Origin of the sequence: Xanthomonas sp. NCPPB 3005, from assembly GCF_041228095.2 — a bacterium.
GTDB classification, from domain to species: domain Bacteria; phylum Pseudomonadota; class Gammaproteobacteria; order Xanthomonadales; family Xanthomonadaceae; genus Xanthomonas_A; species Xanthomonas_A bonasiae.
The window spans coordinates 4,389,942-4,416,365 of the sequence record NZ_CP166096.2 but is presented as its reverse complement, the minus strand read 5'-3'; the positions used below and the strand labels follow the sequence as shown (position 1 = coordinate 4,416,365).

23 protein-coding genes are annotated in these 26,424 nt (G+C 70.2%); 11 read left to right on the top strand and 12 right to left on the bottom strand.

The genetic code is table 11. From position 1 onward, the window contains the following. Positions 1–135: 135 nt before the first annotated feature. The gene (metK, locus tag AB8810_RS19175; protein WP_179568341.1) at positions 136–1,347 is read right to left on the bottom strand and encodes a methionine adenosyltransferase; all 1,212 of its coding nucleotides are present in this window, start codon (positions 1,345–1,347) and stop codon (positions 136–138) included. A gap of 205 nt (positions 1,348–1,552) precedes the next feature. Between metK and AB8810_RS19170 the strand changes: the two genes are divergently transcribed. The 3 genes from AB8810_RS19170 to AB8810_RS19160 all read left to right on the top strand — a co-directional run bounded on the left by AB8810_RS19170 (position 1,553) and on the right by AB8810_RS19160 (position 5,733). Beyond that, the gene (locus AB8810_RS19170) at positions 1,553–3,271 is read left to right on the top strand and encodes a lysophospholipid acyltransferase family protein (RefSeq protein ID WP_179568339.1); all 1,719 of its coding nucleotides are present in this window, start codon (positions 1,553–1,555) and stop codon (positions 3,269–3,271) included. Next, a complete protein-coding gene (locus AB8810_RS19165; protein WP_206259888.1) occupies positions 3,268–4,077 on the top strand; it encodes a UDP-2,3-diacylglucosamine diphosphatase in 810 nt (269 codons plus the stop codon). The genes AB8810_RS19170 and AB8810_RS19165 overlap by 4 nt, the downstream gene beginning before the upstream one ends. Before the next feature lie 582 nt (positions 4,078–4,659). Next, positions 4,660–5,733 (top strand): metal-dependent hydrolase, encoded by a 1,074-nt coding sequence (locus AB8810_RS19160; protein WP_369914555.1) that lies wholly within the window; start codon positions 4,660–4,662, stop codon positions 5,731–5,733. Positions 5,734–5,936: 203 nt separating this feature from the next. Here AB8810_RS19160 and dusB read toward each other — a convergent pair whose 3' ends face one another. From dusB to AB8810_RS19140, 4 genes are all read right to left on the bottom strand, one after another. Further along, positions 5,937–6,935: a tRNA dihydrouridine synthase DusB gene (gene dusB / locus AB8810_RS19155; RefSeq protein ID WP_369916685.1), complete on the bottom strand. Its 999-nt coding sequence runs from the start codon at positions 6,933–6,935 to the stop codon at positions 5,937–5,939. A 143-nt stretch (positions 6,936–7,078) separates the two neighbouring features. Further along, on the bottom strand, positions 7,079–7,684 hold the full coding sequence (locus AB8810_RS19150; RefSeq protein WP_369914554.1) for a DUF4893 domain-containing protein: 606 nt from the start codon (positions 7,682–7,684) through the stop codon (positions 7,079–7,081). Between the two features lie 98 nt (positions 7,685–7,782). Next, a complete protein-coding gene (locus tag AB8810_RS19145) occupies positions 7,783–8,736 on the bottom strand; it encodes a ribokinase (protein ID WP_179569391.1) in 954 nt (317 codons plus the stop codon). Positions 8,737–8,782: 46 nt separating this feature from the next. Beyond that, positions 8,783–10,081, bottom strand: a complete 1,299-nt coding sequence (locus AB8810_RS19140; protein ID WP_191825516.1) for a NupC/NupG family nucleoside CNT transporter — start codon at positions 10,079–10,081, stop codon at positions 8,783–8,785. Between the two features lie 201 nt (positions 10,082–10,282). Here AB8810_RS19140 and AB8810_RS19135 point away from each other — a divergent pair, with 201 nt between their 5' ends. The 5 genes from AB8810_RS19135 to AB8810_RS19115 all read left to right on the top strand — a co-directional run bounded on the left by AB8810_RS19135 (position 10,283) and on the right by AB8810_RS19115 (position 15,623). Further along, positions 10,283–11,254 carry an aldo/keto reductase gene (locus AB8810_RS19135; protein WP_206259524.1) on the top strand — a complete coding sequence of 324 codons (972 nt, stop codon included), beginning with the start codon at positions 10,283–10,285 and terminating at the stop codon, positions 11,252–11,254. Between the two features lie 190 nt (positions 11,255–11,444). After that, the gene (hemP, locus tag AB8810_RS19130) at positions 11,445–11,645 is read left to right on the top strand and encodes a hemin uptake protein HemP (RefSeq protein WP_179568321.1); all 201 of its coding nucleotides are present in this window, start codon (positions 11,445–11,447) and stop codon (positions 11,643–11,645) included. Between the two features lie 173 nt (positions 11,646–11,818). After that, positions 11,819–14,044, top strand: coding sequence for a TonB-dependent hemoglobin/transferrin/lactoferrin family receptor (locus AB8810_RS19125; RefSeq protein ID WP_206259523.1), 2,226 nt, complete (start codon positions 11,819–11,821; stop codon positions 14,042–14,044). A gap of 6 nt (positions 14,045–14,050) precedes the next feature. Then, complete coding sequence (locus tag AB8810_RS19120; RefSeq protein ID WP_179568317.1) at positions 14,051–14,647, top strand: Hemin transport protein; 597 nt, start codon at positions 14,051–14,053, stop codon at positions 14,645–14,647. A 46-nt stretch (positions 14,648–14,693) separates the two neighbouring features. Further along, on the top strand, positions 14,694–15,623 hold the full coding sequence (locus tag AB8810_RS19115; protein WP_369914552.1) for a DUF6607 family protein: 930 nt from the start codon (positions 14,694–14,696) through the stop codon (positions 15,621–15,623). 95 nt (positions 15,624–15,718) lie between these two features. On the opposite strand, the gene AB8810_RS19110 is transcribed toward AB8810_RS19115, so the two are convergent. The 7 genes from AB8810_RS19110 to AB8810_RS19080 all read right to left on the bottom strand — a co-directional run bounded on the left by AB8810_RS19110 (position 15,719) and on the right by AB8810_RS19080 (position 23,389). Continuing rightward, positions 15,719–16,060 (bottom strand): endonuclease, encoded by a 342-nt coding sequence (locus tag AB8810_RS19110; RefSeq protein WP_225209910.1) that lies wholly within the window; start codon positions 16,058–16,060, stop codon positions 15,719–15,721. A 237-nt stretch (positions 16,061–16,297) separates the two neighbouring features. Then, positions 16,298–17,167 (bottom strand): ABC transporter permease, encoded by an 870-nt coding sequence (locus tag AB8810_RS19105; protein WP_369914551.1) that lies wholly within the window; start codon positions 17,165–17,167, stop codon positions 16,298–16,300. Beyond that, the gene (locus tag AB8810_RS19100; protein ID WP_369914550.1) at positions 17,164–18,027 is read right to left on the bottom strand and encodes an ABC transporter ATP-binding protein; all 864 of its coding nucleotides are present in this window, start codon (positions 18,025–18,027) and stop codon (positions 17,164–17,166) included. The genes AB8810_RS19105 and AB8810_RS19100 overlap by 4 nt, the downstream gene beginning before the upstream one ends. A gap of 1 nt (position 18,028) precedes the next feature. Beyond that, the gene (locus AB8810_RS19095) at positions 18,029–19,093 is read right to left on the bottom strand and encodes an ABC transporter substrate-binding protein (RefSeq protein ID WP_369914549.1); all 1,065 of its coding nucleotides are present in this window, start codon (positions 19,091–19,093) and stop codon (positions 18,029–18,031) included. Between the two features lie 55 nt (positions 19,094–19,148). Beyond that, a complete protein-coding gene (locus AB8810_RS19090; RefSeq protein ID WP_179568305.1) occupies positions 19,149–20,042 on the bottom strand; it encodes a TauD/TfdA family dioxygenase in 894 nt (297 codons plus the stop codon). Between the two features lie 264 nt (positions 20,043–20,306). Continuing rightward, positions 20,307–22,790: an ABC transporter permease gene (locus tag AB8810_RS19085; protein WP_369914547.1), complete on the bottom strand. Its 2,484-nt coding sequence runs from the start codon at positions 22,788–22,790 to the stop codon at positions 20,307–20,309. After that, the gene (locus AB8810_RS19080; RefSeq protein WP_004426017.1) at positions 22,787–23,389 is read right to left on the bottom strand and encodes an ABC transporter ATP-binding protein; all 603 of its coding nucleotides are present in this window, start codon (positions 23,387–23,389) and stop codon (positions 22,787–22,789) included. Before AB8810_RS19080 ends, AB8810_RS19085 begins: the two co-directional genes overlap by 4 nt. Before the next feature lie 125 nt (positions 23,390–23,514). On the opposite strand from AB8810_RS19080, the gene AB8810_RS19075 reads away from it, so the two are divergent. From AB8810_RS19075 to AB8810_RS19065, 3 genes are all read left to right on the top strand, one after another. Further along, positions 23,515–24,180, top strand: a complete 666-nt coding sequence (locus AB8810_RS19075; RefSeq protein WP_185813826.1) for an arylesterase — start codon at positions 23,515–23,517, stop codon at positions 24,178–24,180. Between the two features lie 92 nt (positions 24,181–24,272). Then, a complete protein-coding gene (locus AB8810_RS19070) occupies positions 24,273–24,986 on the top strand; it encodes a response regulator transcription factor (protein ID WP_003481607.1) in 714 nt (237 codons plus the stop codon). 125 nt (positions 24,987–25,111) lie between these two features. Next, positions 25,112–26,392 (top strand): HAMP domain-containing sensor histidine kinase, encoded by a 1,281-nt coding sequence (locus AB8810_RS19065; RefSeq protein WP_206259514.1) that lies wholly within the window; start codon positions 25,112–25,114, stop codon positions 26,390–26,392. Positions 26,393–26,424 lie beyond the last annotated feature (32 nt).

The following is a 26,424-nucleotide window of genomic DNA, read 5'->3' as shown; positions in this document are numbered from 1 at the left end:
CGCTTCCGGTAACGCCCGGTCGCGGCTGAAGCCGCTCCTACAGGGGGCGATACGCGTTCTGTCACGACGTCGAGGCGAACAAAAAAAAACGGGCCGCGATGCGGCCCGTTTTCGTGCAAGCGCCGAAGCGTCGGCTTACTTCAGCTTCGCGTCCGCGCGCAGCGCGTCGGCGCGGTCGGTCTTTTCCCACGAGAACGAGGTGGCGTTGTGCTGCGCGCCGGTGCCGTCGGTGTAGGTGAACGCCTTCGGGGTGCGGCCGAAGTGGCCGTACGAGGCGGTCTGCTGGTACATCGGGTGGATCAGGTCGAGCATCTGGATGATGCCGAACGGACGCAGGTCGAAGTGCTTGCGGATCAGCTTCTCGATCTTGTCGTCGGCGATCTTGCCGGTGCCGAAGGTGGTGACCGAGATCGAGGTCGGCTCGGCCACGCCGATGGCGTAGGAGACCTGCACTTCGCAGCGGTCGGCCAGGCCGGCGGCGACCACGTTCTTGGCCACGTAGCGCGCCGCGTAGGCGGCGGAACGGTCGACCTTGGACGGGTCCTTGCCGGAGAACGCGCCGCCGCCGTGGCGCGCCCAGCCGCCGTAGGTGTCGACGATGATCTTGCGCCCGGTCAGGCCGCAGTCGCCGACCGGCCCGCCGATCACGAACTTGCCGGTCGGGTTGATGTGGAACTTGGTGCCCTTGTGCAGCCACTTGGCCGGCAGCACCGGCTTGAGGATTTCTTCGCGCACGGCTTCGACCAGGTGCTTCTGCTTGATGTCCGGGTCGTGCTGGGTGGACAGCACCACCGCGTCGATCGCGGTCGCCACGCCGTCTTCGTAGCGCAGGGTGACCTGGCTCTTGGCGTCCGGGCGCAGCCACGCCAGCGGCGAGTTCTTCTTCTTGCGGATCTTGGCCTGCTGCTCGACCAGGCGGTGCGACAGGTGGATCGCCGCCGGCATGAAGCTGTCGGTCTCGCGGGTGGCGTAGCCGAACATCAGGCCCTGGTCGCCGGCGCCCTGTTCTTCCGGCTTCTTGCGGTCCACGCCCTGGTTGATGTCCGGCGACTGCTTGCCGATCAGGTTGAGCACGCCGCAGGTCTCGCCGTCGAAGCCGACGTCGGAGCTGTTGTAGCCGATGTCCAGGATCACCTTGCGGGTCAGCGCTTCCAGGTCGATCCAGGCGCTGGTGGTGATTTCGCCGGCGACGATCGCCACGCCGGTCTTGACCAGCGTTTCGCAGGCCACGCGCGCGCGCTTGTCCTGGGTCAGGATCGCGTCGAGCACCGCATCGGAAATCTGATCGGCGATCTTGTCCGGGTGGCCTTCGGAGACCGACTCGGAGGTGAAGAGATAGCTGGACATCGCGGCTATATCCTTGTATTCGGATGAAAAGATGGACGCGCATGATACACGGGCGCGCGGTGCTGTGCATTGTGGCCCCGCCGCCGTTGGGCAAGGTTAACCGGTCAGCCGGCGGGACCGCGGGCGTCACTTTGCCGTAGTCATATTGCAAGATCGGTGTCGCCGCGGGGGCCGAAGCTGTGCGCAGTCAGCAAGGGGGCTTGCCGTGCTCGCACTCGAACGTCGTCTGCAGGATCGCTACCCGCACTGGTTCGCCGGGCGCCGCTCGCGGCTGGTGCGGCCGCTGTTGCGCGGCCTGCAGAAATGGTCGGGCCTGGACGCGCTGGAGGCGTTCCTCGACGCCAGTCACGAACTGCGCGGCTTCGCCCTGGTCCAGGCCGGGATGGATTTCCTGCAGGCGCGCTACGTGGTCGCGCCGACCCCAGCAGAGTGCATTCCGGCACGCGGGCGCCTGCTGATCGTCGCCAACCATCCGTCCGGCGCGCTGGACGCTCTGGCGCTGCTGGATTGCGTGGGCCAGGTGCGGCGCGACGTGAAGATCGTCGCCAACGACTTCCTGTGGGCGCTGGAAGGCCTGCGCGAGCTGCTGCTGCCGGTGCGCATCCTCGGCGGCGCGCCGTCGCCGGCCAGCGTGCGCGCGATCGAGCAGGCGCTGGAGCAGGAGCAGTGCGTGATCGTGTTCCCGGCCGGCGAAGTGTCGCGGCTGGGCTGGGGCGGGGTGGCCGACGGGCGCTGGCGCCGCGGCTTCACCCGCTTCGCGCTGCGCACCGCCACCCCAGTGCTGCCGGTGCGCATCCATGCGCGCAACTCGGCGCTGTTCTATGGCGCCTCGGCACTGTTCAAGCCGGCCGGCACCGCGTTGCTGGCGCGGGAGATGTTCGCCCGCCGCGAGCGGCGCATCGCGCTGAGCCTGGGCCGCGCCCGCGTGCTGCCGCAGGGGCAGTCCGACGCCGAACTGATGCGCGGCCTGCGCCGCGAGCTGTATGCGCTGGGCCGTGCCGGCGCCGACGTGCCCGCGCCGAGCGAGGAACCCTTGGTCGCGGCGGAGGATCCGGCCGCGGTGGCGGCGGAACTCGCCACGCTGCGCAGCCTGGGCCAGACCGTGGACGGCAAGCAGATCCGCGTGGGCCGGCTGCGTGCCGGCTCGGCGCTGCTGCGCGAGATCGGCCGCCTGCGCGAGCTGACCTTCCGCGCGGTCGGCGAGGGCACCGGCCGGCGCCTGGACCTGGACGACTACGACACCTGGTACGAGCACATCGTGCTGTGGGACGGCGCCGCCGCGCGCGTGGTCGGCGCCTACCGCGTGGCCCGCGGCGCGCCGGTGCTGGCCGAGCGCGGCCTGGCCGGCTTCTACACCGCCGGGCTGTTCCGCTACGGCGAAGCGCTGCTGCCGCGCATCGCCGCCGGCATGGAGCTGGGCCGCAGCTTCGTGGTGCCCGACTACTGGGGCAGCCGCAGCATCGACTACCTGTGGCAGGGCATCGGCGCCTACCTGCGCGACTACCCGCAGGTGCGCTATTTGTACGGCGCGGTCTCGATCAGCGCGGCGCTGCCGCGGCAGGCGCGCGAGCAGATCGTGGCCTACTACGCGCGCTACTACGGCGATGCGCTGGGCGAAGCCGCCTCGGCGCGGCCGTTCGACTATTCGCAGGCGCCGCCGGCGTTCGACGCGCTGGACGCGGACACCGCGTTCAAGGTGCTCAAGGGCAACCTGGACGCGCTCGGCGCGGCGGTGCCGATGCTCTACAAGCAATACACCGAGCTGTGCGAGCCGGGCGGCGCACGCTTCCTCGCCTTCGGCGTCGATCCGGCGTTCAACGACGCGGTCGATGGCCTGATCGAACTGGATCTGCAGCGCATTCGCAGCAAGAAGCGCGTGCGCTACCTGGAACGGCCACGTAGCGAAGCTGAGGTGATGGCATGAACAATGTGAGCAGCTTGTCTGTGCCCCCGCGTCGGGCGGTGTTCGTGTCCGACGTGCACCTGGGCGCGCCGCACTGCCATGCGCGCGAACTGGCCGATTTCCTCGGCGGCCTGCAGTGCAAGCAGCTGTATCTGGTCGGCGACATCGTCGATTTCTGGTGGATGGCGCAGCGCCGCGCGGTGTGGGGCGCGGCGCACCAGCGCGTGATCGATGCGCTGCACGCGCTGGCGCGCGGCGGCACCGAACTGATCTACGTGCCCGGCAACCACGATCGCCCGATCCGCCGCTTCTGCGGCCTGGCGCTGCCGGCGATGCAGGTGCGCCGGCGCGCGGTGCACGTGACCGCCGATGGCCGCCGGTTGCTGGTGGTGCATGGCGACGACTACGACGCGGTCACCCAGTTCGGCGGCCTGCAGGAGAAGTTCGGCGACTGGCTGTACTACCGCATCCTCACCGGCAACCAGTTGACCAACCGCGTGCGCCGCCGTTTCGGCATGCGCTACTGGTCGCTGGCCGACTACCTGAAGCGGCAGAGCAGCGCCGCCGAGCGCTACATCGAGCGCTTCGTCGACGCCGGGCTGGACGATGCGCGCCGCCGCGGCCTGGACGGCGTGGTCTGCGGCCATGTGCACCGCGCCGGCCTGTTCGAGCGCGACGGCCTGGTCTACGCCAACGACGGTGACTGGGTCGAGAGCCTGACCGCGCTGAGCGAAGACCACCAGGGTCGGCTGCAGCTGCTGTCGCATACCGGTCAGGTGCTCGAGACCTTGGCGCCGCGCGTGTTGCGCCTGCCGCAGGCGGCGTGATCGCGGGCCTGCGGCGAGGATCCCCTCCAAGCAGGCCGGCTTCATCAGCAGGAGCGGCGTCAGCCGCGACGAACGGAGCCAGCGGACCTACCGGCTTCGGAACCGGTCTGTCGGGGCTGAAGCCCCTCCTGCAGTGCATCCAGCCAGCACGGCGATGCACGCTCTTGTAGGAGCGGCTTCAGCCGCGACGAACGAAGCCGTAGACCCGCCGGCTTCGGAACCGATCTGTCGGGGCTGAAGCCCCTCCTACAGTGCATCCAGCCGGCACGATGCACGCTCTTGTAGGAGCGGCTTCAGCCGCGACGAACGAAGCCGTGGACCCGCCGGCTTCGGAACCGGTCTGTCGGGGCTGAAGCCCCTCCTGCAGTGCACCCAGCCGGTATGCAGCAATTCCCTGTGGGAGCGACTTCAGTCGCGACGAACGAAGCAGTGAATTTGCCGAGTCCGGATACCGTCGGAGACTGAAGCCCGCCTGCAAACACCGGCACGCCATGCCGCCGCCGCGCGACCTGCGGCGCGACCACCGGCGGCGACCAAGCCCGCGCACATGGCCGCGACGGCCGTGCCTGCTAGCATCGGCCGATGGATTCCCTCTCCCAGATCGTGCTCGGCGCCGCCGTCGCCGCCGCCATCGCCCCCGCGGCGCATCGCCGCGCCGCGCTGCTGGCCGGCGCCGCGCTCGGCACCGCGCCCGACCTCGATTCGCTGCTCCTGCTGCCGCTGACTCGCGACCCGGTCACGCTGATGACCGTGCACCGCAGCTTCAGCCATTCGCTGTTCGTGCTGCCGCTGCTCGGCTGGCTGATCTGGTGGCTGTACCGACGCTTCGGCCATGGCCGTGTGGCCGCAGCGCCGCGGCGCTGGTTCTGGGCGATCCAGCTGGCGCTGATCACCCATCCGCTGCTCGACGCGTTCACCGTCTACGGCACGCAGCTGTGGTGGCCGTTGCGGCCGCCGCCGACGATGTGGTCCAGCGTGTTCATCATCGATCCGGGCTACACGCTGTGGCTGCTCCTGGCCTGCGCCATCGCCTGGTGGGCGCGCGCACGGCGCTTGGCGCAGCAGGCGCTGCTGGCCGGGCTGATCCTGAGCAGCGCCTACCTGGGCTGGTCGCTGCTGGCCAAGCACCTGGTCGATCGCCAGGCCGATCGCGCGCTGGCGGCGATGGGCCTGCAGCACGCGCCGCGCTTCTCGGTGCCGATGCCGTTCAACACGCTGTTGTGGCGGGTGGTGGCGATGACGCCGAGCGGCTATGTGATCGGCGAGCGCTCGCTGGTCGCCGACCGCGGGCCGATGCGCTTCCAGGGCTATCCGTCCAACACCCAGGCGCTGGGCGAAGTGCGCGCCTTGCCGGCGGTGCAGCGGCTGGCCTGGTTCAACCGCGGTTTCATGCGCGCCCAGGTCAAGGACGGCGAACTGGTGCTCAGCGACCTGCGCATGGGCCTGGAGCCGGACTACAACTTCAACTTCGCGGTGGCGCGGCAGCACGGCGGTGGCTGGCAGGCGATCGCGCCGCGCCAGCTGCAGGCCGCGTATCGCGCCCCGGTGGCGCGCGGGCAGATCGGCGCGGCGCTGGCGCGGATGTGGCGGCGGATCTGGACCGAGCCGGCAGCGACGACACCGGTCGGCGCGCCAGCACAGTCCGAGCTGCACTGAGCGGCTAGGGGATCGCCGCCGCCTCCCGGTCCGCGTGCGGATGCCTGCTGTCCGCGTGGCGCTGTGGTCGATCTGGCCGAACGGGCACGCCGCCGCGCGGGCGCGCTAGTTCCAGCCGCCGCGCCTGCGTGGTTGCGGGCAAAGCCGCACAGTTGGGAAAGGAACCCGCTGCGAACGCCTGGCGTGGTGCTGCGTCGCGCCGCTCAGGCCGCGGCGGGCAAGTCGGGCGACACGCCGGCGATGAGCGCATCGAAGTAATCGGCCGTCAGCCGCAGTTGCGCATCGGCGCTCTCGGCGCGATTGACCACCGCGCGGAACGCCGCGTTCTCGGGACGATCCTTGGCGTACCAGCCCAGGTGCTTGCGCGCGATGCGCACGCCCTGCGCTTCGCCGTAGAAATCGTGCAGCGCCCGCAGGTGGCCGAGCAGGGTGTCGCGTACGAACGGCAGCGCCGGCGCCGGCAGCAGTTCGCCGGTCGCCAGATAGTGCGCGATCTCGCCGAAGATCCACGGCCGGCCCTGCGCGGCGCGGCCGACCATCACCGCGTCGGCGCCGGTCGCGGCCAGCACCTGCGCGGCCTTGTGCGGCGAATCGATGTCGCCGTTGGCGATCACCGGGATGCGCAATGCGGCCTTGATCTGCGCGATCGTGGCGTATTCGGCCTGGCCGCTGTAGTGCTGGTCGCGGGTGCGGCCGTGCACGGCCAGCGCGGCGATGCCGCAGTCCTCGGCGATGCGCGCGATGGCTGGGCCGTTGCGGTGGTCGCAGTCCCAGCCGGTGCGGATCTTCAGCGTCACCGGCACCGGCGAGGCGTTCACCACCGCGCTGAGGATGCGCGCCACCAGCGCCTCGTCGCGCATCAGCGCCGAGCCGGCCCAGGCGTTGCACACCTTCTTCGCCGGGCAGCCCATGTTGATGTCGATCAGCTGCGCGCCGTGGTCGGCGTTGTAGCGCGCCGCCTCGGCCAGCCGCTGCGGCTCGGTGCCGGCGATCTGCACGCTGACCGGGTCCGGTTCGCCGGCATGGTCCATGCGCTGCAGCGATTTGCGGGTCTGCCACAAGCGCGGATCGGAAATGGTCATCTCCGACACCGCCAGGCCGGCACCCAGGTGCTTGCACAGCAGCCGGAACGGCTTGTCGGTGACCCCGGCCATCGGCGCCAGGATCACCTTCGGTTCGATCGTGTAGGGGCCGATGCGCATGCGGCCATTGTCGCCGCCGCCGCGGCCGCTGCCAACTCGGACAGCCATGTTGGCGGCGGCAAGCGCGGCGACCTGGCTGGGACAGGCCCGAGCGCGTGCGCCGACCGGATCGCGCGCGCGCGACCCGGCCGCAGGTCGCGGATTCAGCGGATCAGCTGGTACAGCTCGAAGCCCTTGGCGTTGCCGTCCAGGATCAGCAGCAGTTCGTCGGGTCCCAGCGCCACCAGGCGTCCGACGCTGTTGCCATTGGTGCCGTCCGAGACGTTGCCGGGCGCGTAATGGCCCTGCGGATCGTCGTTGACCGTGCTGGCGCCGAGGAACGCGAACTCGCGGCTGTCCTTGGCCAGCGGATACAGCGTGCCGCTGCGGCGCTGCGAGCCGCTGGTCTTGCTCAGGCGATAGCCGCAGGGATCGCGCGCGATCTCGGCCTTGAAGTAGGGGTAGGCATAGGCGAAGCGCTGGTCGACCTGGATCGAGCGCACCTTCCAGCGGCCTTCCAGCTTGCCCGGCAGCTGCGGCGACTGCGCGCGCTGCAGCAGCGTGCGCGCCAGGGCCGCGCCGTCTTCCTGGTCGGCGTCGTCGTAGTGCGCCGCGATCGCCTGTTGCAGGCTGTCGGCGGAGACGGTCACCGCGGCGCGGTCGGCGTCGGCGGCAGTGCTGTTCCAGTCGCAGCGCTGCGCGGCGAGGGCGGACAGCGGGGCAAGCAGCGCGCACAGCGCGCCGAACGAGAGGGCGGAAAAACGCGGCATCGAAAACTCCTTGTCGGGATGCAGGCCCGGCGCGGCGCCGGGCGGTGGGTCGGTGGTCTGGGTGCGCGGCAACGGAGGCCGCGATCGGCGCGGACGGCTCAGCCGGCGTCGGGCACCAGTCGCGGCATCGACGCGGCAGCGCCTTCGGCTTCGGTCGAACGCGCCGCGTAGTGGTTGGCGAAGCGCACATGGGTGGCGAAGCTGGCGTTCGGCGATTGCGCCAGCGAAGCCGCCAGCGCGCCGTTGAACGCATCGCCGGCACCGGTGGTGTCCACGGTCTGCGCGGCCTCGGCGCCGATGCGGTAATACGGCTGCGTGTCGCCGCGCTGGCGCTCTTCGGGGTGCGAGATGAACGCGCCCACCGCGCCCAGCGTCACCACCACGGTGCCGCCCGGCAGCAGCTTGCGGCACAGCGCGTGCAGGCTGCCGCCATCGGTGGCGGCGACGTCGTCGGCATCCACGCGCTCGCCGACATGGCGCGTCAGCAGCGCGGCGAACTCGGTTTCGTTCGGGGTCAGTACGTCGGCCAGCTTGAGCAGGCCGATGCTGGTCTGCGCATTGGCCGGCGCCGCGTTGAGGACCGTGGTCAGGCCGGTCTCGCGCGCCAGCGCCAGGGTCGCCTCGATGGTCTCGATCGGCGATTCCAGCTGCGCCAGCAGCACCCGCGCCGAGCCCAGCAGCGCGCGTTGCGCCTGCACGAAGCCCAGGCTCAACGCGGCGTTGGCGCCGGCGCCGATGACGATGGTGTTGCGGCCGTGGCCGTCGACGTAGATGCCGCCGGTGCCGGTCGGCTCGGTGCTGGCCTCGGCGGCCAGATCGATGCCGTCCTGCGCCGCCAGCGCGCGCGCCATCGCGCCGCCGGCATCGTCGCCGAGCGCACACACGAAGGTGGTGCGGGCGCCGGCGCGCGCCGCCGCCACCGCCTGGTTGAAGCCCTTGCCGCCGGGGCCGGTGCTGTAGCGGCCGGCGATGGTCGCGCCGGGGGCGGGCAGGGTCTCGCAGCGCCAGACGTGGTCGACATTGAACGAACCGACGACGATGACCGAACTCATAGGCATGTGCTGCTTCTCAACAAGTACTGGGGAAAGGGGAATCGCATCAGCCGAAGTGCGACAGCACGCCGGCGATGGTGGCGGTCATGAAGGTGGCGATCGAACCGCCGAGCACCGCGCGCAGGCCGAACCGCGCCAGGTCCTGGCGCCGCTCCGGGGCCAGCCCGCCGATGCCGCCGATCTGGATCGCGATCGAGCTGAAGTTGGCGAAGCCGCACAGCGCGTAGGTGGCGATCAGCCGGCCTTCCTCGCTCAGCTGCATGCCGGGGATCTCGCCCTTGACGATTTTCGACAGCTCGCTGTAGGCGACGAACTCGTTGATCACGACCTTCTGCCCGATCAGCGAGCCGACCGTGGTCGCGTCCGCCCACGGCGTGCCGATCACCCAGGCGATCGGCGCCAGCAGGTAGCCGAAGATGGTGGACAGGTTGGTCGGGCGGCCGATCGCCGCGGCCAGGCCGGTGACGTCGCCGAACCAGGTCAGCGGCGCGTTGACCAGCGCGATCAGCGCGATGAACGCCAGCAGCATCGCGCCGATGTTCAGCGCCAGGCGCAGGCCGTCGCCGGCGCCGGCGGCGGCCGCGTCGATGATGTTGCTGGTGGTCTTCTCCACTTCCATCTTGACCGTGCCGCGGGTCAGCGGCGTGCCGGTCTCCGGGATCAGCAGCTTGGCCACCACCAGCGTCGCCGGCGCCGCCATGATGCTCGCCGCCAGCAGGTGCTTGGCGTAGAACGCCTGCTGCTCCGGATCGCTGCCGCCGAGCATGCCCACGTAGGCGGCGAGCACGCCGCCGGCGATGTGGGCCATGCCGCCGATCATCATCGTCAGCAATTCGGACTCGGTCATCTTCGGAATGTACGGGCGCACCGTCAGCGGCGCCTCGGTCTGGCCGATGAACACGCTGGCGCAGACGCTGGTGGTCTCCGCGCCGGACACGCGCATCACCTTGGTGATCGCCCAGGCCATCACCCGCACCACCGCCTGCATCACCCCCAGGTGGTAGAGCACGCCCATCAGCGCGGAGAAGAAGATGATCGTCGGCAGCACCTGGAAGGCGAAGATGAAGCCGTTGCTGGTGGTGTCCATCAGGCTGCCGAAGATGAAGTTGGAGCCTTCGTTGACGAAGCTCAGCACCTTCACGAACAGCTGTCCCAGCCAGTTGAAGACCTCGCGCCCGCCCGGCACCAGCAGCACCAGCGAGGCGAAGCCGATCTGCAGCATCAGGCCGGTCGCGACCAGCTTCCAATCCACCGCGCGCTTGTTGTTCGAGAACAACCAGGTGATCCCGATCAGCACCGCCAACCCGAACAGGCCGAAGCCGATCCTCCCCAAACCCTCGACCATCTGCTTCCCCTGGATCGCCGGACCAAAGAGAGGGAGCGTAGTGCAGGGGGTGACGGGCGGCAAGGCAAACCCCGTTCAGCGCCGGAAATCGGTTGCCGATCAAGGCAATGCGTGGAGTGCGGGCGCGTGCCGCTCGCCTCGCTACACTGTGCGGCCGCCCGCCGGCCACGTTCGCCGGCTCGCACCGCAGGAGGAATTCGCATGCACTACCGCCGCCTTGGCGCCACCGGCCTGCAGCTGTCGGCGCTGTCGTTCGGCGCCTGGATCAACTTCGGCGGACAGATCGGCCGCGACGAAGCGCGCAACCTGATCGCCGCCGCCTGGGACCACGGAGTCAACTTCTTCGACAACGCCGAGGTCTACGCGCGGGGCCGCGCCGAGCAGGTGATGGGCGATGTGATCGCCGACCTGCGGCTGCCGCGCGACGGCTATTGCGTGTCCAGCAAGGTGTACTTCGGCGCGGTCGACGCACCGCGCCCGACCCAGCGCGGGCTGTCGCGCAAGCACGTCACCGACGCCTGCCATGCCGCGCTGAAGCGGCTGCGGGTGGACTATCTGGACCTGTACTACTGCCATCGTCCCGACGCCGACACGCCGGTGGAGGAAACCGTGCGCGCGATGGACGCGCTGGTCCGGCAGGGCAAGGTGCTGTACTGGGGCACCTCCGAATGGCCGGCCGAACGCATCCGCGAAGCGGCGCAGGTGGCGCAGGCGCTCGGCCTGCAGGGGCCGTCGATGGAGCAGCCGCAGTACAACCTGCTGCACCGCCAGCGCGTGGAGCACGAATACGCGCCGCTGTACGCCGAACTCGGCCTGGGCACCACGATCTGGTCGCCGCTGGCCTCGGGCCTGCTGACCGGCAAGTACAACGACGGCATCGATCCGGCCTCGCGCCTGGGCCAGGCCGGCAATGCCTGGCTGCACGAGGAGGTGATCGGGCCGCCCGCGCAGCGCCGCGTGGAGCGCGCACGCCGTTTCACCGCCCTGGCGGCCGCCGAAGGCGTGGCGCCGGCGGCGCTGGCGATCGCCTGGTGCCTGCGCAACCCGCACGTGTCCACGGTGATCCTCGGCGCCAGCCGCGTCGCCCAGTTGCTGCAGAACTTCGAGGCGCTGCCGTTGGCCGCGCGCGAGGATCCGGCGTGGTGGGCGCAGGTCGAGGCGGCGGTGGCCTGAGCCGGCGCCGCTTCGGCGCGAAGTGCGTGTGCGCACGGCTCGCGAGAGCCGTGCGCAATGGTCGATTCGTCGGGACTGTCGAAGTTCGATTTCCTATTTGCAGCTTGAATCGCCGCAAACGAGAACAGCTCTTGCTTAATTATTGAGAATCATTATCATCCGTATCGACCCCTGTGTACGGAGCCCGACCATGACCGCTCAACCCGTCCTGTTGCGTCACCCCGAAACCCTGAGCCTGCGCGAGCGTGCGCTGCCGCGCGCGGTCCCGGTCGAAGAGACGATCGGCAGCGAAGCGCTGCTCAAGGGGCGCCGCGAAGTGCTGATCCAGCATGGCGACCGCGTGTATCGCCTGCGCCATACCAGCAACGACAAGCTGATCCTGACCAAGTAAGCCGGCCGGCCGCGCAGCGCGCGGCCAGGCCACCCGCTCGACACTGCCGCCACCTGGCCGGACCCGATGGGTCCGCTGCGGCCGCCCGCAGTCGCGACCGTTTCTCTCCTCGGCCCTTGCGCCGGCTCGCGCCGGCGTGGCCGGGACTTTTTCGCGACCCACCGATGACTTCCATGATCCGTACCGCTCCGCTCACCGGCGCGCTGTGGCTGGCCCTGGCCGCCTGCGCGCATGCCGCACCCGTCGACGCCACCGATGCCGTCGATGCCGTCGATGCATCCAGTTCCGCCACGCCGCGCGACTTCGACCGCCTGCAGGTCACCGCCACGCGCACCCAGCGCGCCATCGTCGATGTCCCCAGCAGCGTCGATGTCATCGATCGCGAGCAGATGGACCAGGAACTGGTCTACGACCTGAAAGACCTGCTGCGCTACAGCCCCGGCGTCTCGGTCACCGGCAACAGTGGCCGCTTCAGCGGCATCGGCGGCATCCGCATCCGCGGCCTGGACGGCAACCGCGTGCTGATGCTGACCGACGGCATCCCGGTCGCGGACACCTTCAGCTTCGGCAGCTATCTCAACGCCAACCGCAACTTCGTCGATATGGAAACGCTCAAGCGCGTCGAGATCGTGCGCGGCCCGGCCAGCTCGCTGTACGGCTCCGATGCGCTCGGCGGCGTGGTCGCCTACGTGACCAAGGACCCGGCCGACTACCTGGCGCCGGGCAAGAACAGCTACGTGGGCCTGAAATTCGGCTACGAAAGCGAATGGAACGGCCTGTTCGCCGGCGCGCTGGTCGCGTTCGGCGGCGAGCGCTGGAGCGGCATGGCCGCGGTCAGCCACCGCCAGGGCCAGGAAAGCGAGACCCAGGGCGACAACCGCAGCACCGGCGCGGCGCGCACCGCGCCCAATCCGCTCAGCAGCGACGGCCGCAGCCTGCTCAGCAAGCTGGTGTACGCGCCGAGCGCGAACCAGCGCTTCAAGCTGACCGTGGAGGGCAACGAGGACTACTCCAGCATCGATGCGCTGAGCAACGTCACCTCCAGCATCCTGTCGCAGCGCGGCCGCGACCACCAGACCCGCGCCCGCGTGTCGCTGACCCACGAAGTGGACCAGCTCGACACGCTGCTCGCCGACGACCTGCAGTGGCAGCTGTACCGGCAGGACAGCGAAAGCCTGCAACGCACCGACGAGCGGCGCAGCAACAACACCCTGCGGCACATGGAGCACGACTTCGACCAGCGCCTGTACGGGCTGCAGGCCAACCTGCACAAGCAGGTGGACCAGGGCCGCGTGGTCCACGATTTCAGCTACGGCATCGACCTGTCGTGGAGCGACACCCACGAAAAGCGCGATGGCTACGCGCAGAACCTGACCACCGGCGCGATCAGCAAGACCGTGGGCGTGGAGACGTTCCCGGTGCGCGATTTCCCGGTCACCGAGACCACCAAGGCCGGCGCCTACCTGCAGGACGAGATGCGCCTGGCCGACGGCCGCTTCAGCCTGATTCCGGGCCTGCGCGTGGACTACTACCGGCTGTCGCCGCAGGTCGATGCGATCTTCGCGGTCGACAACCCCGGCGTGGCCGCGGAGAAGGTCACCGACAGCAACGTCTCGCCCAAGCTCGGCGCGATCTGGCGCATCGACGATGCGTGGTCGCTGTACGCCAACTACGCGCACGGCTTCCGCGCGCCGCCCTACAACGACGTCAACATCGGCTTCACCAACCTGCAGTTCGGCTATACCGCCATCGCCAATCCGGACCTGAAGCCGGAGACCAGCAAGGGCGCCGAGCTGGGCCTGCGCTACACCGCGGCAGCCGGGTATTTCGGCCTGAGCGGCTACTACAACGACTATCGCGACTTCATCGAGTCCTACAGCTTCGTCGGCTACAACGCCGACGGCCTGATGCTGTACCAGTCGCGCAACGTCGACCACGTGGTGATCAAGGGCGTGGAGGCCAAGGCCGGCGTCGATTTCGGCGCGCTGTCCGCGCGCTGGGCCGGTTGGTCGCTGCATTCCAGCGCCGCCTATGCGCGTGGCGACAACAAGACCGACGCCACGCCGCTGAACTCGATCGATCCGCTGCGCGGCGTGCTCGGCCTGGCCTACGACCGCGAGACCTGGGGCGCGCAACTGGTCGGCACCTTCGTGGCGAAGAAGAAACGCCCGGCGTCGGCGACGTACTACACGCCGTCCGGCTATGCGACGCTGGACCTGCTGGCGCACTGGAACTTCACCCCCGGCGCGCGGCTCAACGTCGGCGTGTTCAACCTGGCCGATCGCCGCTACATCGACTGGAACACCCTGCCCAGCGCGACCCTGGCCAGCAGCGCGGTGCTGGACCGCTACACCGGCGCCGGACGCAACGTCTCGGTCAGCCTGGCGCTGGACTGGTAGCGGCGCATGGGCAAGGCGGCGCCAGCGACCACCGACGCGACCCGGATCGCCGCATCCGCGCCGCTGCCGCGCCCGGCGCAGCTGGCGGCGCTGGGCACCGTGCTGTGCCTGTACCGCGCGCAGCTGGGCACGGAACTGATGGGCTGGAACCATGCGCTGCGCGTCGGCGCGCAGCTCGGCGTGGACAGCGACGGATTGCTCGAAAGCCTGTGTTTCTACGATCGCCAGGAACGCTGCTGCTGGCGCCTGTACCTGCTGCCGGACAGCGATTTCGTCGCCTGGGACGCCTTGCTGTCCGCGTTGCCCGCGGTGCACAGCGGCAGCGCCGATGCCGGCGTCGCCGAACGCCTGTGGCGACGCGTGGCCGGCCGCCTGAGCGGCGACAGCTGGCGCGCGCGGGCGCTGCGCCTGCACGCCAGCGACGGCGAACTGGCGGCCAGCGTCGCCAGCGTGTCGCCGCTGGGCGCCAGCATCGCCCGGCGCATCGCGCGGCTGGAGGCGGCCGAGGGCGAAGTGCTGGTCGACGACTGCTGCTGCGCCCGCGCCGGCCTGGCGGCCGCGCGCCACGATCCGCAACGGCCGTGGCCGCTGCTGCGTCTGTAGGGCGCAGTTCTCCTTTCTTCCTCAGCTACCGCGACCGACCACGACGATGAAATCACCGCTTCTGCTGCTCCTGCTCGCCGCTACCGGCCTGGCCCACGCCCAGGACGCCGATCCGCAACGCGACCGCACCAGCATCCTGGCGATGCAAGGCGAGTACATGGTGGATTTCGCCTTCGACGAGACCGTCCTGCTCAAGCCCGGGTACGAGCGCGCGCCGGCGATGCGCAGCGGCGCCAACGAAGTGGTGATCGTGGTCGAGGACAGCCCGCGCAAGGTGGTGCTGCAGCATCTGCTGGTCGACACCAAGAGCGGCCACGTGACCAAGCACTGGCGCCAGGACTGGAGCTACGAGGCGCCGCAGCGTTTCGAATTCAGCGCCGACCAGACCTGGCAGGTGCGCCCGCTCGCCGCTGCCGCGACCCGCGGCGCCTGGACCCAATGCGTGTACGAAGTCAGCGACGCGCCGCGCTACTGCGGCACCGGCCGCTGGGACTACGCCGACGGCCACCCGACCTGGACCAGCGACCTGAGCTGGCGTCCGTTGCCGCGCCGCGAATACACCAAGCGCAGCGACTACAACGCGCTGGCGGTGATCAACCGGCACACGCTGACCCCGGCCGGCTGGACCCACGAGCAGTTCAACACCAAGGTGCTGCGCAAGCCCGACGGCAGCCAGCAGCCGATCGCGCGCGAATTCGGCTTCAACGACTACGTCAAGACCGACGAGGTCGACTTCACGCCGGCCTACGCCTACTGGAAGGCGACGCAAGGCTACTGGGCCAAGGTGCGCGCGCACTGGGACGCCTTCCTCGGCAAGCCGCCGGGCGTGCACCTGAAGACCAAGCTCGACGGCATGGCGATGATCATGCCGCTGTTCGAGCAGGCCGAGGCGGTGCAGCAGGGCAAGCCGGTGGCCGATGCCAAAATCGCCGCGGTGTTCGCGCAGTGGGTGGAGCCGGCGCCCGCCGAGCGTTGAACGCCGCTGCCGGCGCAGCGCCAGGGTGGGAAGGCGGCCGGGACTGGCGCCTTCCCTTTTTTTGCCAGGCGCAGGCAGCGCGCCGCGGCGCCGGGCTACAGGTCGGTCACCAGGTGGTAGCTCAACCCCTTGCGCTCGGGCAGGGTGAAGATCCATGGAAAACCGACCGATAGCCCGCTGAGGTCGAGCCACTGCGGGTTGAACGACTCGATCAGGCCGCGCTGCCAGCAATGGCTTAGCCGGGAGATCTCCGCGGCGCGGAGCAAGGCGGCCACTTCGTTCTCGCACTCCTCGTACCACACCGCAAGGATCGCGACCGGATCTTCGGTTTGCCCGCGCACGCTGTTGCGCTCGCGCAGGGTCTTGCCCAAGCCATCGAGCGCCTGCGGCGTCGGTGCGGTGGCGATGTAGTACGGGCCGCTGCGGGTCTCGGCCATGATGCAGGCCAGGTACGGCACGCCGTTGCGTGCGACGACCGCGTTCGCTGGGGCGGACGCGCTGTGCGATGGACTGTCGCTTGCCGGCATGGTGCTCGTGCTCGCCGATGCTGACCGGGCGCGGGCCGATCTGTGCACGAAGCGGCAGTGGCAGTCGCCGCGATGCTCGGCGAAGGCGAGGGGCGGCCGTCAAGTTCCGCGCCCGCTGCGCGCAGCGGGCATGTGCCGCCCAGCGTCTCAGCGCTGCATGCCCCAGCGGCGCACGGTGAGCCGCTCCAGCACGCGGAAGCCGGCGCCTTCCACCAGCAGGCCGAGCAGAATCACCATCGCCAGCCCGGCGAACACGCGGTCGGTGTACAGCTCGTTGCGGTTCTGGAAGATGTACCAGCCCAGGCCGCCCTGGCCGGAGGTGGCGCCGAACACCAGTTCGGCGGCGATCAGCGTGCGCCAGGCGAAGGCCCAGGCGATCTTCAGGCCGGACAGGATCGCCGGCAGCGCGGCCGGCACCAGGATCGCGACGACGTAGCGCAGCCCGCGCAATCCATAATTGCGCCCGGCCATGCGCAATGTCTCCGGCACGCCCTGGAAGCCGGCGTAGGTGTTCAGCGCCAGCGGCCACACCACCGCGTGCACCAGCACGAACACCAGGCTGCCGTTGCCCAGGCCGAACCACAGCAGCGCCAGCGGCAGCAGGGCGATCGCCGGCAGCGGATTGAACATCGCGGTCAGCGTGCCCAGCAGGTCGCGGCCGATCCGGGTCGAGACCGCCAGCGCGGTCAGCGCGAAGGCCAGCACCACGCCCAGCGCATAGCCTTGCGCCAGCAGGCGCAGCGAGGCGCCGACGCGGCCCGGCAGTTCGCCCGACCACAGCCCGTCGGCGAATGCGCGTGCGGTCTGCACGAAGCCCGGCAGCAGCAGGTCGTCGTCGAGCCAGTACGCGGCCGCTTCCCACAATCCGGCCAGCGCGAGCAGGATCAGCGCCTGGCGCAGCCAGTCCGGCAGCCGCCGCTGCGGCAGCGCCAACGGCGATGCGGTCGCGACGTAGGCAACGACCGGGCGCTCGTACTCGGCGCGGATCGGCGGCCGCAGCGGCGCGGCGGCGCTCACGGCGCGACCTCGCGCAGCGGCGCGCGCCGGCGCAACGGCGCCACGTTGCCGGCGGCCGCCTCGGAGGCAGAGGCGTCGCCGCCGGGCGGGTCGAACAGCAGCCGGTGAATGCGTTGCGCGGCCTGCTGGAACGGCGCACTGCCGAGACTGGCCGGGCCGAAGCCATGGCTATTGAGTTCGGCGCGGACTTGGCCCGGATGCGGCGACAGCAGCACCACGCGGTTGCCGACCAGCAAGGCCTCGTCGATCGAATGGGTCACGAACAGCAGGGTGAAGCGCAACTCGTCCCACAGTTCCAGCACCTGTTCCTGCATGCGCTGGCGGGTCAGCGCGTCGAGCGCGGCGAACGGCTCGTCCATCAGCAGCACGCGCGGCTGCATCGCCAGCGCCCGCGCGATCGCCACGCGCTGCTTCATGCCGCCGGACAAGGTGTGCGGATAGGCATCGGCGAACGCGGACAACCCGACCTTCTGCAGGTAGTGGTCCGCGCGCTCGGCCGCTTCGCGACGCCCCAGCTTGCGCGCCGCGCGCAGGCCGAAGGCGACGTTCTGGCGCACCGTCTTCCATGGCGCCAACTGGTCGAACTCCTGGAACACCACCACCCGGTCCGGTCCCGGCGCGCGCAGCGTCTGTCCGTCCAGGCGGATCTGCCCCTCGCTCGGTGCGACGAAGCCGGCGATGGCCTTGAGCAGGGTCGATTTGCCGCATCCGGACGGGCCTAGCAGGACCAGGCGGTCGCCGGCGTACACGTCGAAGCTGACCTGGTGCGTGGCACGCACCACACGCTGTCCCGTGGCGTATTCCAGGCTGACCCGCTCGACCTGCAGCAGCGGCGCCGGCGTCAGTGCGAATGCGCTCATCTCAGCTGCCTCCGGCGACCTGCGCGCTGTCGAAGAAATACTCATTGACCGCGCCGGGCGCCTGCTTGATCGCGCCGATCCGGTACAGGAACTGGCCGAGCTTAAGCGTGTTCTGCGGTGCGGTCTTGAACTGCACCTTCGGGTCCTTGAGGATGCGCAGCACCAGCGCGCGGTCGATCTTGCCGCCGTTGGCGCGCACGAACAGGTCCGCCGCCTGTTCCGGCTGGCGCTGCACGAAGCTGGCGGCCTCGGCCAGCGCGGCGACGAAGGCCTGGTAGGTCTTGGGATTGTCGCGGCGGAATTTCTCGGTGGCGTACAGCACCGTGGCCGAGGTCGGGCCGCCTTCGATCGCGTACGAGTCCAGCACGATGTGCGCCTTCGGATTGCGCGCCAGTTCCTGCTCCTGGAACGGCGGGCTGGCGAAGTGCGCGGTGATCTCGGTGCCGCCGCGGATGATCGCCGCGGCCGCGTCGGGATGCGGCAACGCCACCTGCTGCGTATCCAGCCGGTTGTAGGCCTTCTCGCCCCAGCGCTGCGCCGAGGCGTGCTGCAGCAGCCGCGATTGCACCGACACGCCGACCGCCGGCACCGCGATGCGGTCGCGCGGGCCGAAGTCGTCCAGGGTCCTGATCCGCGGATCGTTGCTGATCAGGTAGTAGGGAAAGTTGCCCAGCGAGGCCACGCCGCGCACGTTCTGGCGCCCGCGGGTGCGGTCCCACAGCGTGAACAGCGGGCCGACCCCGGCGCCGGCCACGTCGATCGAGCCGGACAGCAACGCATCGTTGGCGGCGGCGCCGCCGGACAGCTGCACGGTTTCCACCGCGATGTCGATGCCGGCGGCCTTGCCGTGCTTCTCGATCAGCTTCTGCTGCTGGGCCACGTCCAGCAGCAGGTAGACGATGCCGTACTGCTTGGCGATGCGCAGCCGGCCTTCGGCGTGCGCCGGCAGACTGTGCAGCAGTGCGATCGCCAGCAGCGCGGCGGCGCACCAGAGCGGCCTGCGCTGCGGCGCGGCAGCGGACCGCGCTGCGGCCAGGGAAACAGCAGGTGAATCGAAAGCGGTCATGCGTCGCTCCGTTGCGGGGAAGGGCGGAGTGGCGGGGCAATGCGCTGTTGCCGGGCTAGAACGGCACGTCGCCTTCGATGGTGGTGCGGTGCAGGCGCCGGCGCAGATGGTCCGGGGTGCCGCCGGCCAGGTGGGTGACCGCGCGGTTGTCCCAGAACACCATGTCGTGCGCCTGCCAGCGATGCCGGTAGACCAGCGGATCGGCGCTGCTATGGGCGAACAGGGCCTGCAGCAGCGCGTCGCTTTCGTCCTGCGGCAGGCCGACGATGCGGGTGGTGAAGTGTTCGCTGACGAACAGCGCGCGGCGCCCGGTTTCCGGATGGGTGCGCACGATCGGATGGCGCACCGGCGCCACCTCGTCGATCTGCGCCTGGGTCAGCGGCGGCCGCCACGGATTGCGCGCACGCAGCGCTTCGTACTTGGCCAGGTAGCTGTGCTCGGCCAGGCGGCCGTCGACCGCGCGCTGCAGTTCCGGCGGCAGCGTGTCCCAGGCCAGGTGCTGGTTGGCGAACAGGGTGTCGCCGCCCTCGGCCGGCAACTCCTGCGCCAGCAGCATCGAGCCCAGGCTCGGGGTCGGCTTGTACGACAGGTCCGAGTGCCAGTAGTGCCCGGCGTCGCCCAGCCCGATCGGCTGGCCGTTCTCCTTGATGTTGGACACCACCAGCACTTCCGGCTGCTCGCGCAGCTGGAACTGGCGCAGCACATGGATCTGCAACGGGCCGAAGCGGCGGCTGAAGGCCACTTGCTGTGCCGGGGTGATGCGCTGATCGCGGAACACCAGCACGTGATAGTGCAGATGCGCGCGATGCAGCAGCGCGAACGTGGCCGCGTCCAGCGGCTGCGACAGGTCCAGGCCCAGCACCTGCGCGCCCAGCGGCGCAGCGAACGGTTCGATGCGGACTGCCGATGTCGCGGGGGCAGGCCGTGTTGCGGTGGAGGCGCGTGCCATCGTCTGACCTCGTCTGCGAAAGATGCAGCGCCGCGCGCACGGCACGCGGCATCGATTGCACTGTAGGCAGGGTCAGGCGTGCGCTGAAGCAACGATTCGGATGGTGCTTATACGCAACCGGCATATGTTGCTTGCGCGGGATTGGGGATTCGTAGTGCACCGCCGATCTCGATCGGCGGTGCACATCGTCGCCGTCGGCCGCGAGCGCGCGTTAGCCGACGCCTGGGTCCTTGCCACGCACACGCATGCCGGGTCGCGCTGCGCTCAGTTCTCGCGCAGCGCCAGCGCCGGCGGCGTGCGCAGGATGCGGCGCGTGCCCGACCAGCCGGCGAGCAGGCTCAGCAGCACGCCGCCGACCCCGCCCAGCAGCAGCGCCGGCCACGGCGGCGACAGCGTCAGCTGGAACGCCTGTTTCGCCACCACCACGCCGATCCCCGCCGCCGCGCCGACCGCCAGGATCGCCGCGAGCAGGCCGAGCGCGCCGAATTCCACCAGCACCGCGCCGCGCAATTGGCCACGGCGCGCGCCCAGCGTGCGCAGCACCGCACTGTCGTAGCGGCGCTCGCCGGCGGTGGCCTGCAGCGCCGCCAGCAACACCAGCACGCCCGCCAGCAGGCTGAAGCCCATCACCAGTTGCACCGCCTGCGCCACCTGGTCGATCACCTCGCGCACCCGCCCCAGGATCGCGTCGATGTCCAGCAGCGACACGTTCGGATAGGTGCGGCTGAGGCCGCTCAACTGCGCTGCGGAACCGCGCGGCAGGTGGAACGCGGAGATCAGGTTGTACGGCGCGTCCTGCACCGCACCGGCGTTGAGCAACAGGAAGAAATTGACCCGGAACGAATCCCAGTCGGCCTTGCGCACGCTGGTGACGGTGAAGCTGCGCTGCTGCTCGCCGAGCAGCAGGGTGATGCGGTCGCCGAGCTTGAGGCCGTAGCGCTGCGCCCAGGCTTCCTCCACCGACGCTTCCGCCGCGGTGCTGTCGGCGGCCCAGAAACGGCCCGACAGCAGGCGATTGGCGGCGGGGAATGCGTGCCGCCAGGAGAAGTTGATCGGGCGATCGACACCATCGCCGTCATCCTCCGGGCCCTGCTCCTGGCGCTGCGGCGGCTTGCCGTTGATCGCCACCAGCTTGCCGGTGCTGAACGGCTCCACCGCCGCGTCGGTGACGCCGAGTCCGCGCAGCGTGCCGAGCACGTGCTCGGCCTGGTCGGGCTGGATGTTCATCAGGAAGTAGTTCGGCGTGTCCGCCGGCAGCCGGTCGCGCCATTGGCCGAGCAGGCCCGGGCCGATCACTGCCAGCAGCAGCAGCGCGCACAGCGACAGCGACAGCCCGACCAGCTGCACCACGCTCAGCGCGCGGCGCCGGGTCAGCGCCGCCAGGCCCAGCTTCCACGGCCCGCGCAGGCGCGACTGCAGCCGCCGCAGCAGGGCCAGCAACAGGCCGCCGACCGCTGCGGCGAGCGCGGCCAGCAGGGTCAGCCCGCCCAGCACCCAGGCCGCGAGCACGCCATCGCCGGTGGCGTACACCGCCAGCACCACAGTGGCGACCAGCGCGGCGGCGTAGACCAGCAGCGAGGTCGGCGGCAGCGCGGCGAAGCTGCGGTTGAGCACGCGCATCGGCGGCACGTCGCGCAGCCGCAGCAGCGGCGGCAGGCCGAAGCCGAGCAGCAGCAACAGGCCGATGCCGGCGCCGGCCAGCGCCGGGGTCGCCTGCGGCAGCGGCAGCCGGTTCGGGATCAGGCTGCCCAACGCTTCGACCAGGCCGATCTGCGCCAGCATGCCCAGGCCCACGCCGAGCGCGCAGGCCGGGATCGCCAGCAGCAGCAACTGCAGCGCCAGCGCGCCGAGGATGTCGCGCTGGCGCGCGCCCAGGCAGCGCAGCACCGCCACGCTGTCGATACGGCGCAGCGCGAAGCGGTTGGCCGCCAGCGCGGTGGCGACGCCGGCCAGCAGCACCGCCAGCAGCGCGGTCAGGGCGAGGAAGCGGCCGGCGCGGTCGAACGCGCCGCGCACCCCGCGTTGGGTGTCCTCGATGCCGACCAGGCGGAACGCCTTGGCGCGCGGCTGCAGCCATTCGCGCAACGCGGCGATCTCGCCCGGCGCGCCGGCGAACATCAGCCGGTACGAGGCGCGGCTGCCGGGGCCGAGCAGGCCGGCGGCATCGACGTCGGCGCGGTTGACCAGCAGCGGCGGCGACAGCTGCATCAGTTCGCCGGAAGCGTCCGGCTCGGCGCGCAGCACCCGGGTCACGCGCAGCGTGCCGGCACCGAATTCCAGGTCGTCGCCGAGCTTCAGCCCCAGCGCTTCGAGCAGGCGCGGATCGGCGTAGGCCTGGCCGCGCGGCGGCGGGCCGGCGCGCTCGCTGCCGGCGCCGGCGGTGTCGCGTGCGACCAGCAACTCGCCACGCAACGGATAGCCGACGTCGACCGCCTTGATGTTGGCCATCTGGCTGGCATCGCCATGGAACAGCACGCTGGGAAAGCTGACCAGGCGCGTGTGGCGCACGCCGCGGCGCTGCGCCTGTTCGGCGAACGCGGCGGGGATGTCCTGGCGCCCGGTCACGCCGAGGTCGCCGCCGATCACCTCGGCGGCGCTGCCGGTCAGCGCCAGGGTGACGCGATCGACCAGGGTGCCGACCGCGGTCATCACCGCCACGCCCAATACCAGCGCGGCGAACACGGTCAGCAGGTCGCCGGCGAACAGCTCGCGGCGCAGCGCGCGTGCGGCGTGGCGCAGCACGTTCATGCGTCGGCCACCGCTTCGGCCTGGCGCAGGCGCCCGCGGTCGAGCCGGTAGCGGTGTTCGCAACGTTGCGCCAGGCGCAGGTCGTGGGTGACCAGGACCAGGGTGGTGTCGCTGCCGGCGTTGAGCGCGAACAGCAGGTCGCTGATCTGCTGGCCGGTGGCCTGGTCGAGGCTGCCGGTGGGTTCGTCGGCGAACAGGATCCGCGGCCGCGCCACGAACGCGCGCGCCAGCGCCACGCGCTGCTGCTCGCCGCCGGACAGCTGCCGCGGGTAGTGCCGCGCCCGCGCAGTCAGGCCGACCGCCTCCAGCACCTCGCGCACCCGCGCCGGGTCCTCGCGCCCGGCCAGTTCCAGCGGCAATGCGATGTTTTCGGCGGCGGTCAGCGACGGCAGCAGGTGGAAGCTCTGGAACACGAAGCCGACCTCGCGCGCGCGCAGCGCGGCGCGCGCTTCCTCGTCCAGCGCGTTGAGCGACTGCCCGGCGAGCACGATCTCGCCGCGCGTCGGCAGGTCCAGGCCGGCGAGCAGGCCGAGCAGGGTAGTCTTGCCGGAACCGGAAGCGCCGACGATGGCGACGCTGTCGCCTTCACCGATGGTCAATCCGACGTTGTCGAGAATGTGGACCGTGCCCTCCGGTCCGCTGACGGATTTGCCGACATTGCGCACGTCGATCGCGATGCCGGTGCGGGGAGTGGGGGCCAGACTGTCGATGAGGAAATCTCCGGATGCGTGGCAACGATACGAAAGGAACGCCTGCCTGGACGCGCAGCGCCTGGCTCCTGGCCTGTCTGGCATGGTGTCTGCTGCTGCCCGCCATCGCCTGTGCCAAAGGTGCGACGGGGCCGGTGCTGGTGGTCGGCGACAGCCTCAGCGCTGCGCACAACATCCCGGTCCAGTCCGGCTGGGTGGCGCTGCTGGAGCGCCGCCTGCAACAACAGATGCAGGCGCCACCGGCCGTAGTCAATGCCAGCATCAGCGGCGAGACCTCTTCCGGCGCGCTGACCCGGCTGCCGGCGCTGCTGCAGAAGCACCGGCCGGCGGTGGTGGTGATCGAGCTCGGCGGCAACGACGCGCTGCGCGGGCTGACCCCGGCGGAGCTGCGCGGCAATCTGGAGAAGATGATCGTGCTCAGCCGTAATGCCGGCGCGAAGGTCTTGTTGCTGGGGATCGATGTGCCGCCGAACTACGGACCGGCCTACCGGCAGCGGCTGCGTGCGGTCTACGCCGACCTGGCCAAACAGTACCAGACCGGGTTGCTGCCGTTCCTGCTGGAGGGCGTGGCGCTGAACCCGGCGCTGATGCAGGACGACGGCCTGCATCCCACCGCCGCCGGCCAGCCGAAGGTGCTGGACAATGTGTGGCCCAAGCTCAAACCCTTGATCGGGGGGTGATTCTTGCGCCGGTCAGGCAGATGAAGCGCTCTTCACGCCATCACCACTTCGCTTCCGGCATGTTTCACAAAGCTGAAGACTGAGGAAGCTCTATGCGTCAGACCAAGGAAACCTCCGGACTCGTTCTGGTCGTCGAGGACAACCGCAACATCTCCGAAATGATCGGCGAATACCTGGAAGGCCGCGGATTCGAAGTGGATTACGCCTGCGATGGCCTGGACGGCTATCGCCTGGCGGCGGAGAACAGCTACGACGTGGTGGTGCTGGACCTGATGCTGCCGCGCCTGGACGGCATCGAGGTGTGTCGCCGTTTGCGCAACGACGCGCGCAAGTCCACGCCGGTGCTGATGCTGACCGCGCGCGACACGCTCGACGACAAGCTCACCGGCCTGGGCTTCGGCGCCGACGATTATCTGACCAAGCCGTTCGCGATCCAGGAACTGGAAGCGCGGCTGCGTGCGTTGATCCGCCGCGAGCGCCGCCAGGTGGGTTCGGAAGTGCTGAAGGTGGCCGATCTGGTGCTGGATCCGGTGAGCATGCGGGCGACCCGTGCCGGCACCGAGCTGCAGCTGTCGCCGATCGGCCTGCGCCTGCTGACCATCCTGATGCGCGAATCGCCGCGCGTGGTCACCCGCCAGGAGATCGAGCGCGAGATCTGGGGCAACGGCCTGCCCGATTCGGACACGCTGCGCAGCCATCTGTACAACCTGCGCAAGATCATCGACAAGCCGTTCGACCGGCCGTTGCTGCACACCGTGCAGAGCGCCGGCTACCGCATCGCCGACATCGCCCAGCCGATGAGCTGAGCAGCGCCGGCTTTCGTTAAGAGCCGGCGTTCGTTACGCAGCAGGCCCCGACAACGGGGCCTGCTTGCACGGCGGATTCACCATTCGCCCTCTTATAATCGCGGCGACGTCACACGGAAGCTGTAATGCCGCACGGTTTGCCGCGCAAAATCCGCCTTGCCCTGATCGCCCGGATCCTGTTCGCTGGCTGCATCGTCGCGTTGGGCAGTTACCTGGTGGTGGCGGTCGTGCAGCACTCGCTGGTGGGGTCGGTGATGCGGCAGGAAGCCGCGCACTATTGGCGCCTGTACGCGCAGTCTCCCTCGCAGCCGCCGCCGAACAGCCACACCTTGCACGGCTACCTGGTGCCCGCCGGGCAATCGGATGCGGCGGTGCCGGCGAATCTGCGCGGCCTGGAGCCCGGCCTGCACGAGAACCGCCCCGGCGGCGAGATGGTCCTGGTCGACGACACCAAGGCCGGGCGCCTGTACCTGGTGTTCCTGCGCGCGCAGGCGCAGCGCCTGGCGTTCTGGTTCGGCATCGTGCCGGCGCTGCTGACCCTGGTCGCGGTGGTGGTGGTGGGGTGGCTGACCCATCGCGCCTCGCGGCGCCTGCTGTCGCCGGTGAACTGGCTGGCGCGGCGCGTGTCGCAATGGGACCCGCGGCATCCGTCCACCGCCGACCTGGCGCCGGAAAACCTGCCGGCCGACGTGCAGGGCGAATCGCGGCAACTGGCCGCCGCGCTGCATGCGCTGGCCCTGCGCGTGACCGACCACGTGTCGCGCGAGCGCAACTTCACCCGCGACGCCAGCCACGAATTGCGCACGCCGCTGACCGTGATCCGCGTCGCCAGCGACATCGCGATGACCGATCCCGACCTGCCGCCGCGGCTGGGCCGCAGCCTGCAGCGCATCCAGCGCGCCGGCCGCGACATGGAGGCGGTGATCGACGCGTTCCTGATCCTGGCGCGCGAGGCGGACGTGGTGCCGCAGAGCGAGACCTTCGAGGTCGCCGACGTGGTCGAGTACGAGGCAGAGAACGCGCGCGAGCTGTTGACCGGCAAGCCGGTGACGCTGAGCGTCAGCGTGCTGGCCGCCACGCGCCTGCACGCGCCGCCGCGGGTGCTGCACGTGGTGGTCAGCAACCTGCTGCGCAACGCCTGCAGCTATACCGATGCCGGCAGCATCGTGGTCGAGATCGGCAGCGACCGGATCAGCATCCGCGATACCGGCATCGGCATGTCGCACGAAGCGCTGCAGCGCGCGTTCGAGCCGTTTTTCCGTGCCGAGCCCGACCGCCCGCAGGGCACCGGGCTGGGGCTGTCGATCGTGCGCCGGCTGTGCGAGCGCTTCGGCTGGCGGATCGGGCTGGAAAGCACGGAAGGCGGCGGTACCACCGCCACGGTCAGGTTCGATCCGGCCAAGTGACCGGCGCTGGCGTGACTCGCCTTCGGCGGGGC